The 14,518-nt window shown below is 36.6% G+C and carries 11 protein-coding genes and 1 pseudogene; 1 reads left to right on the forward strand and 11 read right to left on the reverse strand.

From position 1 onward, the window contains the following. Positions 1–74: 74 nt before the first annotated feature. The 8 genes from B371_RS0114390 to B371_RS0114425 form a co-directional block, all read right to left on the reverse strand. A complete protein-coding gene (locus B371_RS0114390; protein ID WP_019415012.1) occupies positions 75–1,388 on the reverse strand; it encodes a dihydrolipoamide acetyltransferase family protein in 1,314 nt (437 codons plus the stop codon). Positions 1,389–1,408: 20 nt separating this feature from the next. Beyond that, positions 1,409–2,392: an alpha-ketoacid dehydrogenase subunit beta gene (locus B371_RS0114395; protein WP_019415013.1), complete on the reverse strand. Its 984-nt coding sequence runs from the start codon at positions 2,390–2,392 to the stop codon at positions 1,409–1,411. Next, positions 2,392–3,402: a thiamine pyrophosphate-dependent dehydrogenase E1 component subunit alpha gene (locus B371_RS0114400; RefSeq protein WP_019415014.1), complete on the reverse strand. Its 1,011-nt coding sequence runs from the start codon at positions 3,400–3,402 to the stop codon at positions 2,392–2,394. The genes B371_RS0114395 and B371_RS0114400 overlap by 1 nt, the downstream gene beginning before the upstream one ends. Positions 3,403–3,431: 29 nt before the next feature. After that, a complete protein-coding gene (gene lpdA, locus B371_RS0114405; RefSeq protein ID WP_019415015.1) occupies positions 3,432–4,862 on the reverse strand; it encodes a dihydrolipoyl dehydrogenase in 1,431 nt (476 codons plus the stop codon). Positions 4,863–4,882: 20 nt separating this feature from the next. Then, positions 4,883–5,968, reverse strand: coding sequence for a butyrate kinase (gene buk, locus B371_RS0114410; RefSeq protein WP_019415016.1), 1,086 nt, complete (start codon positions 5,966–5,968; stop codon positions 4,883–4,885). Between the two features lie 170 nt (positions 5,969–6,138). Next, complete coding sequence (bcd, locus tag B371_RS0114415) at positions 6,139–7,233, reverse strand: branched-chain amino acid dehydrogenase (RefSeq protein WP_019415017.1); 1,095 nt, start codon at positions 7,231–7,233, stop codon at positions 6,139–6,141. Positions 7,234–7,260: 27 nt separating this feature from the next. Further along, positions 7,261–8,166 (reverse strand): phosphate butyryltransferase, encoded by a 906-nt coding sequence (gene yqiS, locus B371_RS0114420; RefSeq protein WP_019415018.1) that lies wholly within the window; start codon positions 8,164–8,166, stop codon positions 7,261–7,263. A 136-nt stretch (positions 8,167–8,302) separates the two neighbouring features. Next, the gene (locus B371_RS0114425) at positions 8,303–10,342 is read right to left on the reverse strand and encodes a sigma-54-dependent Fis family transcriptional regulator (protein WP_019415019.1); all 2,040 of its coding nucleotides are present in this window, start codon (positions 10,340–10,342) and stop codon (positions 8,303–8,305) included. A 179-nt stretch (positions 10,343–10,521) separates the two neighbouring features. Between B371_RS0114425 and B371_RS0114430 the strand changes: the two genes are divergently transcribed. Next, positions 10,522–10,770 (forward strand): DUF2627 domain-containing protein, encoded by a 249-nt coding sequence (locus B371_RS0114430; RefSeq protein WP_019415020.1) that lies wholly within the window; start codon positions 10,522–10,524, stop codon positions 10,768–10,770. Between the two features lie 6 nt (positions 10,771–10,776). Here the strand turns inward: B371_RS0114430 and B371_RS0114435 are convergent, their stop codons facing one another. The 3 genes and pseudogenes from B371_RS0114435 to B371_RS21835 all read right to left on the reverse strand — a co-directional run. Then, complete coding sequence (locus B371_RS0114435) at positions 10,777–11,502, reverse strand: glycerophosphodiester phosphodiesterase family protein (RefSeq protein ID WP_019415021.1); 726 nt, start codon at positions 11,500–11,502, stop codon at positions 10,777–10,779. A 321-nt stretch (positions 11,503–11,823) separates the two neighbouring features. Then, a complete protein-coding gene (locus B371_RS0114440; protein WP_019415022.1) occupies positions 11,824–13,686 on the reverse strand; it encodes a hypothetical protein in 1,863 nt (620 codons plus the stop codon). A gap of 568 nt (positions 13,687–14,254) precedes the next feature. Beyond that, a pseudogene (locus tag B371_RS21835) lies at positions 14,255–14,518 on the reverse strand (IS5/IS1182 family transposase); the annotation flags it as partial.

The following is a 14,518-nucleotide window of genomic DNA, read 5'->3' on the forward strand; positions in this document are numbered from 1 at the left end:
CATGCGAAAGCAGGCTTTCGAATCGGACCTTCCAGCGCCGGTGCTGAGCTAGAGTGGCGCTTTACACTTTTCGTTTAATACACAGATGTATTTTCTTTTGTCATGTTTTCTAGAATTTCTTTAACTCGTGCTAAGAAACGACCACATACTAGACCATCTAATACACGGTGATCAAGAGATAAACATAGATTAACCATATCACGGGCAGCTATCATGCCACCGTCCATTATGACTGGACGTTTAACAATCGATTCAACTTGAAGAATGGCTGCTTGTGGATAATTAATAATGCCCATCGATTGAATAGAACCGAATGAACCGGTGTTATTAACTGTAAAAGTACCACCTTGCATTTCGTCAGATTTCAATTTACCAGCACGCACTTTGCCTGCAAGTTCATTAATTTCACGACCAATTCCTTTAATTGATTTTTCATCAGAATTTTTAATGACCGGTACATACAATGCATCTTCTGTTGCTACAGCAATTGAGATATTAATATCTTTTTTCTGTATAATTTTGTCTCCTGCCCACATTGAATTCATCATAGGGAATTCTTTTAAAGCTTGAGATACAGCTTTAACAAAGAATGCGAAATAAGTGACATTAAATCCTTCTTTTTTCTTGAATTCATTTTTGATTGAATCACGATATTGTACAAGATTTGTTACATCAACTTCGATCATCGTCCATGCGTGCGGTGCTTCATGTTTACTGCGCAACATATTTGCAGCAATTGCTTTACGTATTCCTGTAATTGGAATTTCAATATCGCCTACAGCAGTTTGTACATTAGCGGGTGCAGCAGCTGATTTTGCTGGTGGATCTGTTTGAGTTTGCACATCTTCCGCTTTCGGAGCTGCTTGTTCAGGTTTAGCAGTTGGAATATTACCACTTTCGATAATTGCAAGTAAATCTTTACGGGTAATACGTCCTTCATTCCCAGAACCTTCGACAAGTGTTAAATCGATATCGTTTTCTTGTGCAATTTTTAGTACTGCTGGCGAATAACGAGCTTTTGAACCTTTTTCGCGATCAACAGGAGCTGGAGCTGCTGCCTTTCCAGATTCAGCAGTAGGCATTTCTTTAGATGCTTCTTTGTTAGATGGTGTATTATCTGTCGATTCTTCTGAAGACGTTCCTCCACCCTCTGTTTCAATAGTACAAACGATCGCGCCGACGTCTAAAGTTTCACCTTCTTTGGCGATAAGTTCTTTAATTACACCAGTAAATGACGAAGGGACTTCAGCTGTCACTTTATCTGTATTTACTTCCGCAAGAGAATCGTATTTGTTAACTTTGTCACCGGGTTGAACTAACCATTTTTCGATTGTTCCTTCTGTTACCGATTCGCCGAGTTGAGGCATTTTAATTTGTTCGATGGCCAAGTGTAATTCCTCCTTCCAGCTTAAAATTCAGCAAGTTCGCGCATTGCTTTTTCGACTTTGTCCGGGTTAATCATAAAGAATTTTTCCATTGTAGGTGCATATGGCATTGCCGGAATATCAGGTCCTGCTAAACGTTTAATAGGCGCATCAAGGTCAAACAAGCAGTTTTCTGCAATGATTGCTGCAACTTCACCCATGATGCTACCTTCCATATTATCTTCAGTAACAAGAAGAACTTTTCCTGTTTTTGAAGCAGCTTCAATAATTGCTTCTTTATCTAATGGATAAATCGTACGCAAATCAAGGATATGAGCAGAAATTCCATCCTGTTCTAAACGCTCTGCAGCTTGTAAAGCAAAGTGAACTGCAAGACCATAAGTAATGACTGTAATATCTTCACCTTCACGCTTGATGTCTGCTTTACCAATTTCAATTGTGTAATCATCATCAGGCACTTCACCTTTTATAAGTCTGTATGCTCGTTTGTGCTCAAAGAACATAACTGGATCCTCATCACGAATCGCAGCTTTTAGCAAACCTTTTGCATCATAAGGTGTTGAAGGGATAACGATTTTTAAACCTGGTTGATTTGCAAAAATTGCTTCAACAGATTGTGAATGATAAAGAGCACCATGAATCCCTCCACCAAATGGTGCACGAATAACCATAGGACAAGACCAATCATTATTTGAACGGTATCGAATACGAGCCGCTTCAGAAATAATTTGATTAATTGCAGGCATAATAAAATCAGCAAATTGGATTTCAGCAATTGGACGTAAACCATACATGGCAGCACCGACGCCTACACCAACAATAGCTGATTCCGCTAGCGGTGTATCAAGTACTCGGTCTTCTCCAAATTGATCAAATAAACCTTGGGTTGCCTTGAACACACCACCTTTATGACCTACGTCTTCACCAAGGATAAATACGCGTTCATCACGTTCCATCTCTTCCTTCATAGCAAGTGTTATCGCATCAATATAAGATCTTACTGCCATTATGCATTCCCTCCTTCAGTTTCAGCATAGACATATTTTAAAGCATCTTCAGGAGCTGCATACGGAGCATTCTCTGCATAATCGGTAGCGTCGTTTACTTCTTTCATCACACGCTCATTCATTTCTTTTTCAATATCTTCAGTGTAAATATCCAAATCACGCAAGTAAGTGGCAAACGTTAGAATCGGGTCTAAAGCTTTACCTTCAGCTAGATCCTCAGCAGTACGATATTGACGCTGATCATCATCTGAAGAGTGAGCGGTTAACCTATGTGATACTGCTTCGATTAAGCTTGGACCTTCACCGCGACGTGCACGGTCAGCTGCTTCTTTAACCACTTTGTATACCTCTAATGGATCTGTCCCATCTACTGTGACACCCGGCATACCGTAAGCAATTGCTCGATCGGAAACATTCTTACTTGCAACCTGTCTGTCGTAAGGTACAGAAATTGCGTATTTATTGTTCTCTACCAACGTTATACAAGGTAACTTATGGACACCTGCAAAGTTTAATCCTTCGTGGAAGTCCCCCTGGTTAGAAGAGCCCTCACCAAGCGTTACAAAAGAAATAAAGTCTTTCTTCTCAATTTTTGCCGCAAGTGCCACACCAACAGCGTGGGGAAGTTGCGTTGTTACAGGTGACGACCCAGTTAAAATCCTATTTTTCTTTTGACCAAAGTGACCAGGCATTTGGCGCCCACCGGAGTTTGGATCCTCTGCTTTTGCAAATGCAGATAACATTAAGTCGCGAGGAGTCATACCAAAGTGCAAAACGACACCCATGTCACGATAATAAGGTGCAATATAATCTTTCGTGTTATCTAAGGCATAAGCAGCCCCAACTTGAGTCGCTTCTTGACCTTGACATGAGATAACAAAAGGAATTTTGCCAGCTCGGTTTAATAACCACATACGTTCATCTATTTTACGTGCCATTAACATTGTTTCAAAGATTTTCAATACATCATCGTTTGTTAATCCTAATTCTTCATGTCGATTTGTAGCCATCTGAACATCCCCCTTTATAATCAACAAATTTATGCGTGAATCGCTTTACCTTCAACAGCCAATGCCGCTTCACCCATTACTTCAGACAGCGTTGGATGTGGGTGAATTGTGTTTGCCAATTCCCACGGTGTTGCATCTAGTACCATTGCTAATCCAGCTTCAGAGATCAAATCTGTAACGTGTGGCCCAATCATGTGTACGCCTAAAATATCATTTGTATTTTTGTCAGCAATAATTTTTACAAAGCCATCTGACTCACCAAATACAAGTGCTTTTCCAATTGCTTTAAACGAGAATTTGCCCACTTTTACTTCGAACCCTTGATCTTTTGCTTGTTGCTGTGTAATCCCGACGCTTGCAGATTCTGGGTTTGAGTAAATACAACGAGACACCAGGTTATAATCAATTGCATGTGTTTTATGACCTTTAATATGTTCGATTGCTGTTATCCCTTCATGAGAAGCAACATGTGCAAGTTGTAACCCACCAATTACATCGCCAATAGCATAAATGTGAGATTCTTTCGTTTGGAACGTATCTTTCACTTGAATAAATCCTTTATCAACGACAATATCTGTATTTTCAATCCCAATACCTTCAACATTTGCTTGGCGACCGACTGACACTAACATCTTCTCAGCTGTAAATGTTTTCGTCTCACCTTTAAATTCGGCAGATATCGTAACAGTTCCTTCAGAAGTAACTAAAGTTTCTGGTAAAACTTTTGCACTTGTTGCAAAGGTAATTCCTTTTTTAGCTAAAAGCTTTTGCATTTCTTTTGAAATGTCAGCGTCTTCTGTTGGGATAATGCGGTCTGCATATTCAACTACTGTCACTTCAACGCCGAAATCATTCAACATAGATGCCCACTCGATACCAATAACTCCACCGCCAACGATTAGGATGGACTTTGGTAATTCCGTCATAACAAGAGCTTCATCAGAAGTCATCACATGTGTGCCATCAACTGTTAATCCTGGTAGTGAGCGAGGACGTGAACCAGTCGCAATAACAACGTTTTTAGGTATTAACATTTCATTCTCTTCGCCATTATTCATTTCGACAGAGATTGTACCTCCTGGAGAAGGAGAAAAAATTGATGGTCCTAACATTCTGCCAGTTCCTTCGTAAACATCGATTTTCCCTTTCTTCATCAATCCTTGTACCCCTTGATGAAGTTGAGAAACAATGCTCTCTTTACGAGCTTGTACTCGTGAAAAATCTAATGAAACTTCTCCTGTGTTTACACCAAAGTCAGCTGCATGATTTTTAGTTGTTGCATACACTTCTGCACTTCGAAGTAGTGCCTTACTTGGTATACACCCTTTATGTAGACAGGTCCCGCCTAAACTTCCCTTTTCCACAATTGCAGTTTTTAATCCTAATTGGGCTGATCGAATTGCAGCTACGTAACCGCCAGTTCCACCACCTATAATGACAACATCATAATCTTGAGCCATATTATGTAGACCTCCTTTAATTATAAGTTGGGATAGACTTTTGCCTTTTCTTCCCCGTTCAAAACACGAATTGCACCTTCAGTCAACGCCTGTAATTCGTTTTCTCCTGGATGCACCACAACATCGGCAATCCAGTTAATACGTTTTGAAATTGATTCTACAAATTCTTTTCCATATGCTAGTCCACCCGTTAAAATAATGGCGTCAATATTTCCTTCTAAAACTGTACTTGCAGAACCAATTTCACGAGCTACCTGGTAAGCCATGGCATCATAAACCAGTTTAGCTGCTTTATCCCCTTTTTCAATGCGTTTTTCAACAACTACTGCATCATTCGTTCCAAGATAACTCACAAGTCCACCTTGTCCCACAATCTTTTGCATTATTTCTTGTCGATAAAATTCACCAGAGAAACAAAGATCTACTAAGTCACCTACAGGAACAGTTCCTGCACGTTCTGGACTAAATGGCCCTTCTCCATGCAAGCCATTATTGACTTCAATTACACGCCCATTTACATGGACACCTACTGTGATACCACCACCCATATGGGTAACGATTAATCTCATTTCTTCGTAAGACTTGCCACACTTTTTAGCATATCGTCGTGCAACAGCTTTTTGATTTAATGCATGGAATATTGATTTACGTTCTATTAACGAAAACCCTGAAATTCGTGCAATCGGATCCAACTCATCAACGACGACAGGATCGACGATGTATGATGGAATATTTAAACCTGTTGCAATTTCAAATGCTAAAATTCCACCTAAATTAGACGCATGTTGACCCGAATAACCTTTTTTCAAGTCTATTAGCATCTCTTCATTAACCGCATAAGTCCCACCCGAGATTGGACGAAGAAGACCGCCTCTACCACAGACGGCCGACAATTTAGAAATGTTAATCCCTTCTTCATCCAATGATTCTAAGATGGTTAGCTTGCGAAATTCATATTGATCAATAATAGAAGCAAACCGACCGATTTCTTCAGAAGAGTGTCGGATTGTCTTCTCCATCAACAAAACTTCATTTTCAAAAACACCAATTTTCGTAGAAGTGGAACCCGGATTTATGACAAGAATGCGATATAATTGTTCTTGCACAATGATTCCTCCCAAAAATTTTAATAGGATTAGTAATAATAAGTTCTACATATCTACTTACAGTTTCACATGTTAACTCGTGCTTTTTAAAATCAGAAAATGAAATTCAATGATATGATTTAAATCATCTACAACTGATTAGAATAATTTACCTTGTTTCCAGTGCTAGATTAACGTCCACTTAAAATGTGTTTACCGTTTTGCAAGAATTGTTTACGTGATTTACCAAGGGAAGCAATACGTTCTTCAGCTAAACGGTCAGCTGCTAGGTAAGTTGGAATTCCTTGAACGCGTGAAATTTTCATTACTTTTGCAATACTGTCATAGACAGTCTCTACACGTTTCATTGCACGTTCACGGTTGTAGCCATTCAACTCATCCGCTACGTTAATTACGCCTCCAGAATTAATTACATAATCAGGGGCATAGACGATACCAAGTTCGTGTAATATATCACCATGTTTTGTTTCACTTAACTGATTATTAGCTGCACCTGCAATAACTTTTGCTTTTAATTGTGGAATTGTTACATCGTTTATGATTGCCCCAAGAGCACACGGTGCAAAAATATCAACGTCTTGAGAGTAGATTTCATTTATACCTACTGCAGTTGCTCCAAACTCTTCAACAACACGATTGACTGCAACCTGATTAATATCCGTAACAATTAATTGTGCGCCTTCTTCAAATAAATGACGACATAAGTGATACGCTACGTTACCTACTCCTTGAACTGCAACTCGTTTCCCCTCAAGTGAATCGGTTCCGAAAGCTTCCATTGCTGCAGCTTTCATTCCACGATATACACCATAAGCAGTTACAGGAGAAGGATTACCTGAAGATCCAAAAGCAGGTGAAATTCCAGTTACATAATTTGTTTCTTCATGAATTAAGTCCATATCTGCAACAGTTGTCCCAACATCTTCTGCAGTAATGTAGCGACCATTGAGCCCTTGAATAAAGCGACCGAAAGCTCTGAACATCTCTTCATTCTTATCTTTTAGAGGGTCTCCGATAATAACCGCTTTACCACCGCCAAGATTTAAACCTGCAGCTGCATTTTTGTATGTCATTCCTTTAGCTAAACGTAGAGCATCTTCAATCGCTTCTTCTTCAGTAGCATAATTCCACATACGTGTACCGCCAAGTGCTGGCCCTAAAGTTGTATCATGTATCGCAATAATTGCTTTTAGTCCTGATGTTTTATCTTGGCAAAACACCAATTGTTCGTAATCATAAGTCTCCATATATTTAAATATTTCCATTTGAATTCCTCCTTTATTTTGGTCCCTTTATTCCTGAGATGTACAGATAGCTAAAGCAATAGAGTTCAGTTTGCTTTCCGCACTATCAGAACGAGAAGTTAGGACAATTGGTGCTTTAGCTCCTACAATCACCGCGCCTACTTTAGCTTTTGCAAAGTAGATAAGAGATTTGTATAAAATATTGCCTGCTTCAACATTTGGTACAAGCAAAATATCAGCTTGTCCTGCATATTGACCTTTCAATCCTTTACTATGAGCCGCTTCTACTGAAATAGCATTATCAAGAGCAACAGGACCATCAATTACACATCCGGTTATTTGTCCTCTTGTATTCATCACTACTAGAGCAGCAGCGTCAAGTGTAGTTTGCATTACTGGATTTACAGTTTCTATCGCTGCAAGCGGAGCAACTTTGGGGTTTAGGATACCAACAGCATGTGCAACCATTACAGCATTTTGTATAATTTTCACTTTTTGTTCGAGATCTGGCGAAATATTCATGGCAGCATCTGTAACAAAAATCAAACGATCCATTCCATTGACCTCAAACGCTGCAACATGTGATAAAACACTACCGGTTCGAAGTCCATAATCCGGATGCAGAACAGCTTTTAATATGACAGCTGTTGGAATATGGCCTTTCATTAAAACGTTTGCTTCATTTAATCGTACTGACTTAACTGCTGAAATTGCAGCTTGTTGTTGATTTTTCACATGATGTCTAAAGATTTTTGGATGATTCAACAAATGAGGAAAGTTCGTTATAATCATTTCTTTCAACTTATGTTCGTCATCATATAAACGAAAACTTGCCATATCTAGTTCAATTGCCATATTAACTGCTTCTAGTACTTCCATGTCTGCTGCACACGCTACAGAAACGACATTATCTTCAGAAGAAGAAGCTTGCTTTATTAAATCATCCAATTTCAAACGTAATCACCCCGACATTCATAATTTAAGCATAAAGCGTGCCAAAGTATCAATACTGAAAACGCTTTATTCGTCAACTTTGCGTATATTTTAGTATGCAAATGATTGCAAACCATGCAATTAATTGCATGCAATACTACGTTAGGTCGTATTTTTCCAATTTATAGTATAAAGTTCTAAGAGAAACGCCTAGTTGTTTGGCGGTTTTAGATTTGTTACCATCATTAGATTTTAATGCCGCTGAAAGAATTTCTTGCTCCATGCGTTCCATTTGTTCAACAAGTGGTAATATCTTTTGTTGGTTTGATTCTTGTTCCTGATGTTTCAACATTGATAACGGTAAGTGTTGGTCGTCCAATATCGATTCTGTCGGTTTCATAAAGATTATTCCGCGGCTAATAATATTCTCAAGCTCTCTTACATTTCCAGGCCACGAGTATACACGTAGTCTCTGCAGTGCCACCTCAGATATACCAACTACATTGCGTCCATACTCTTGATTTAACTTCACAAGTAAACGCTCAGCGATAGCTGTAATATCTTGTTTATGATTTCTGAGCGGTGGTATTTGGATTGGCATTCGATTTAACCGATAATATAGATCCTCTCTAAACTTACCTTCTAGCATAGCTTTTTCCATATTAATATTTGTTGCAGCAATTACCCTTACATCAACAGTAATAGATTTAGTTCCACCTACACGAACAATCTCATTTTCTTGCAAAACACGTAGTAACGTCGCTTGCGTATTACTTGAAAGTTCGCCAATTTCATCTAAAAAAATACTTCCATGGTGAGCTTCTTCAAATAAACCTCTTTTACCTCCACGTTTAGCACCAGTAAAAGCACCTTCTTCATACCCGAATAATTCACTTTCAAGTAGATGTTCTGCAATTGCAGCACAATTTACACGAATGAACTTATTGTACTTCCGATCACTTGAACTATGAATTGCATGCGCAAATAGTTCCTTTCCAGTTCCTGATTCACCACGTAAAAGAACCGTTACGGGTGTGTTAGCAGCTAGTTTAGCTTGTTCAATTGAAATTCTCATTTCACTTGAGTCACCAATAATATCATCGAACGTATATTTCGATTCGAGTGTGCGAATGATACTTCGTGCACGGTCAAGTTCTTTCATCAATGTGCGAATCTCCGTGATATCATGAATGACTCCGACGCTGCCTTTCAAACGATTGTTAACGATTATCGGAGCTACATTCACAATAACTTCTCTCTTTAGAGGACCAACTCGCATATTAACTCCACGTATGGGTTTTCGCATTTGCAATACTTTCAAATGCATACTTTCACCCTCACTTATATCCGTTGTTGCAGGTTTCCCGATAATATCATCCGTTTCGAGACCTGTAATTCGTGTATAAGCAGGATTAATTAATAACCCTTTCCCATCTTCATCCACAACCGAAATAGCATCATCACTGGAATGGATTATAGCTTGAAGCATGGTTTGAATTTCTTTTAAATTGGTTATTTCTCCAGCTAAATTTACAAGTTCTGAAATGTCCTTGAAAACAGCAAACGCTCCAATACGCTCCCCTTTTTCATCAATAATCGGAAACCTTGAAGCGACAATTTTCAACCCATTATTCAACACTAGTTCACGATTCAATTCGATTCTTCCTGTTTCAAAAATTCGTGGCAATTCACTTGATGGAATAATATCATAAATAGGCTTACCAATAGCTTCAAGAACAGAAATTCCCGTCATCCGGTTAGCACTTTTATTAAAAAAGTTGACCTTTCCGTTGGCATCAATGCCAATCATTCCTTCTTCTATCGAGTTAAAGATTAGTTGTTGCTTATGTGATTCTTTTCGAGTGGTTTGAATAAGTTGATCTTTTTCACGTAATAAATGTATGAGCATATTCGCTAATGCACCTGGTATAAGTACCGTATGTGCTGGTCTCTTATTAAGTAGCTCTTCAAAAACAACTGAAGACCCAGTTAAATCAAAAATAATATGTAAATCCACTGATAAATATTTTTGCCATTCTGTTCCCGTTGGGATGTTATGTTTCTTTGCTATTTGTATAGCTGGTGCATCCTGATTAATATCGACAATCCTTTGAACACGGAAAGATTCAGAAGATAGCAACAGCTTTAAAATCGCTGTCCCTCCAATGCCGCCCCCAATTATCAAAACGTTTTGCAAATGAATTCAATCCCCCTGCCAATTTTATGCAATGAATTGCAAATCCTCTTATTATCATACCGTATTTAGATATTCTTGACAATGTAATGGAGCATAGTAAAATAAGGTGAGCTTTAATTGCTCGTTTAAATTTGAAATTAAAAGACTCAAAGATATGTAATTGTAGGAGTTGAGAGAAATTGGCTAGAATGTTGGCGTTTATTGTATTACTAATTCCTGGTTTAATGGCCGCTGGTGGAATAAAACTGATACGTGATACAATATTTGGTACACTAATTGGTGCCATTCCTAATCTAGGGTTACAGCTATTCTTAGGTATTGTATTGTTAGTTATTGGTCTCGGATTTTTTGCCGGGTTTTTATTACATAGAGATCGAAAAAATGGCAGAGTACAAGCAAAATTCGCAAAGAAAAAAAAGGAAATCTGAAGTACTTCAGAATTCCTTTTTTTTCTGTTCCATTAAGACCCTTCCAGGAAAATCTGTAATCCACCCTATTACAGCTGGATGGGGATTACTTAAATATGTTTCGTACCCATCAATACCATAGAAACGCAATGGCATATTTGACTGAAATGCTAAATCTAATCTATCCGTCTTATAATACCTCTTGTGAATATGAAGAGCATCTGCAGCCCATAATTGGCTTAGTTCTTCCCAGTTGGTTTTCTTCGTCCCTATATAAGCAGTTTGAATCAGGGGATTACACTTTTTAATACGTTCTAATACTTCATAATGAAATGATGAAAAGTGGATATTTATATTAGTATATGACCGTTTAGACAATATATCAATTTGACTTGGCGCATCAACAAAGGTTTCTTTTAATTCAACATTAAGCGCTAAATTATTTTCCTTAGCAAAAGCTAATACCTCTTCAAATGTTAGTATTGAACTCCCATTAAATAATCGAAAAATATAAATCCCAAGCTTTAATTTTTTTACTTCTTCATAATTCATCGAGGATACTTTTCTATGAGTTCTCGCAAGTCTCCAAAAATCTAAGTCATGTGTAACAATTGGCACTAAATCCTTTGTCAGTTGTAAATCAATCTCCAAGCCATCTGCTCCGAGTTCGACTGCTTTAACAAAAGCAGCGTATGAATTTTCTAGTTCATGGCCAGATGCTCCACGATGTGCATATACCAGTGCCCTACTCATCAGCATTCAACACCTTATCTTAATGTATAGTTTCTTTATCCTCATTTCCCTATTTTATGCTTAAATTCATTAATGGCTAAGAAAAATAAAATACAGGTATTCATACTAACGGGTTCTCTTCAGAGGTACCAAACGTTAAAACACAATTATTTAACGAATTGAAAAGAAAGTAAACATTTATTAAATATAAAGCTTCAACTTCTCTCCTATGTTTCGGTTCATCTCTACCGTGAACCCAAATTCGATGTTACAAAATAAGTGGTGTTTTTCTAAGCGATTCAATTAAGAAACTACTCGAATAATTATCCTTTGAAACACTTTCTAACTCTTTTTAGAAAAGTATATTGGTTTCTTTGAAAGTCCATTTGCAATTGTATTGAAACAATATATTAACAACATAAAAGTAAATAATGGAGGAAGAATCATCCAATATTGTTGCGTCATAAAAACTTCTCTGGAAATGGCAATCATCCCTGAAAGCTCATATATTTTCGGTATTCCGTATATTGAACCTCCAACAAAAATGGATAGAATCCCTAAATGTACAAATATTTGAAGAACTTGTACAATATGTTGTGTCCAGAGCAAGAGAATCTTTGGCCAAAGGTGAGGATTAATGTGATTGATTAAAATCCAAATTAATGACCCTCCCATCACAACCGAACTTTGGACGTATTCTTTTTTTAATGTTTCATTCATTTCATTCCCAATGGAACTTGTTGTTACTGGTAGAACAACGAAGGACATAATCATTATTTGTAAAATCAACCGCTCCATTAGTGTAGTTTCCCATACTCCAGTACTATTAATAAGTATTGGAATTAGTAAAATAAATGTTAGTAGAGTTAATGGTAAAAAATGCATACCATCCGCAATGGAATTAATGGCTATTCTTAATTTATTATTTAAATAAAATACATAGAGAATTGCAAATAAATAACCCGTTATAATTCGTATAGTTGCAATGATTAAAGTGATTAGGATGGTATATTTGATACCTACTATTAATTGTTGAAGTATTGAATAACCAAATGGATCTGTTCCAAATAGAGCGTTGGAAGAAGGGGGGTGTGGTGCCATACTTAACATTTCCCCATCATCATTATATATATAATTGATTTGATCTATTTTATCATTGAAAAAAATGAAATACAGGAAACTAGTTAATAAAAGACCAAATACAATCAAAAGAGGGATTTTAATATTCAAATATTTAAGTGAATTTTTCCTTAATAATTTCAAGGTTTCTGATATTCCACGTTTAGAATCTTTTTTTCTAAAGATATTTAAAGCTCTAATTTGCTGAATATTCAACGTAGATAAATTGAAATTATTGAAAATCACATTTCTTTCTATTTGCTCCTTATCCACGATACGTTCTGCTACTGCATAAAAGAGGAAGAAGGGAGTAAAAATAGATAAAAGAATAAAAGTTGTACCACTAGGACTGAAATCAGCCTTCAAATAATAAAGAATACCATTGATGCCAAAAAGGTATTCAATGATTAACAATGAAGATAAACTGAGCCAAACAATTGATTTAGACTGGTAAAATAAACTTTTCAACACATTTGAAGTACAATGTTTAAGTAAAACTTCAAAATTACTTAATCCCTTAGACCTTGCCAACTCAACATAGGATTTTTCCCACTCCTCTTCAAATAACAAGATAAAGAGCTTGAAAAGTAACAGGGTAGGTAGAATTGATAAACAAAGAATAGGAGCGATATATACCAAGTTATCTCCCAAACTATAAAATTGTACAATAAGAATATCGGTTTTTAAATAAACTTGAACAACTACAATTTGAATAAGAAATATAAATGAAAAATCTGGAAATGACTCAAGAATTCTTGCTATTTGCAGAAGAAATTTTTTTATAAATCCCTTTGATAAAAGTGTAATAAATGACAGAACGAATGAAATTATAAGAGATAAAAGTAGAGAAGCAACCAAAATCAGCATTGAGTACTTATAAGGTCCTTTGAAATAATCAAGAAAAGAATAGCGTAAATGCAATTCTGAGGGATTAAATAAATCTTTTAATACCCCGAAAAAAGTTGTGAAAAATAATTGGAGATCCAAGGAGCTGTTAAGTGTAAAGAGAACAGGTGTACAGCTTATTAGAATGATTCCAATTATTCCGAATAAGTATTTAAAAAGTGTTATTGGTAATATTTTCAATAATATTCCTCCAGTTCCATTAAATTATTAACTCAATCTTTTTTTGGACTCAAGAAATACTACCGCTCGGATTTCATCATTGATCTTAATTTATAAAATAATTTTTATAAGCAAAGAAAGTAACAAAAAGAGTGACCAAAAAATAAAGAAGAGATCCCCCAAAAATATATGAAGTACTAGTTACTCGATTAGCAAAACCCATTATAATCCCATCATTAAGATTCAATTTCTCAAATCAAAATATCTATGTAATTTTTTAGCGAAAAGTTGTTCTACTTGTAATACGTGTTAATATTCGTAAAAGTTTCAATTATCTTTGATTTATAACTTTACATAAAAATCTCGGAAAAAGGACGAAAAAAAGCACCGACAAAAGCGATACTAATTTGTTTCCTTTTTTAATTGCTGATTGAGGATGATTTTCGAGTTTTGGAGCTCTGAAAAGAACCCGTTATGTTCATGAGGGCACTGAAAAACTTACGTTTTTAAATTTCTATCGGTTTTTTAAACAAAAACAGGCCACTTCTTGTTCGATTTTGAACAAGAAGTGGCCTGTTTCTTTGATCTTTTATCCTTTTTCTTTTAATAATGTGAGTATTCGCTTGAGATTGACCGCAAATATCACTGTGGCACCTTGTATTCCCATGCCAATTCATACCCGTATCCCTGTTTCAGTTCGCTATTCTTCGCTTCAATTTTATAGCGTAATTTGGCGATTTCTTTACATTCAGTTGTCTGTTGAAATGATTCTTGTTCGGTATGTTCCATCGATTTGATGTTCATAGAGTATGTTTGGCTTTTTGCACCTCCTTTATAACATCCCTCTCGAATC

Origin of the sequence: Paenisporosarcina sp. TG20 (assembly GCF_000286315.1) — a bacterium.
GTDB lineage: Bacteria > Bacillota > Bacilli > Bacillales_A > Planococcaceae > Paenisporosarcina.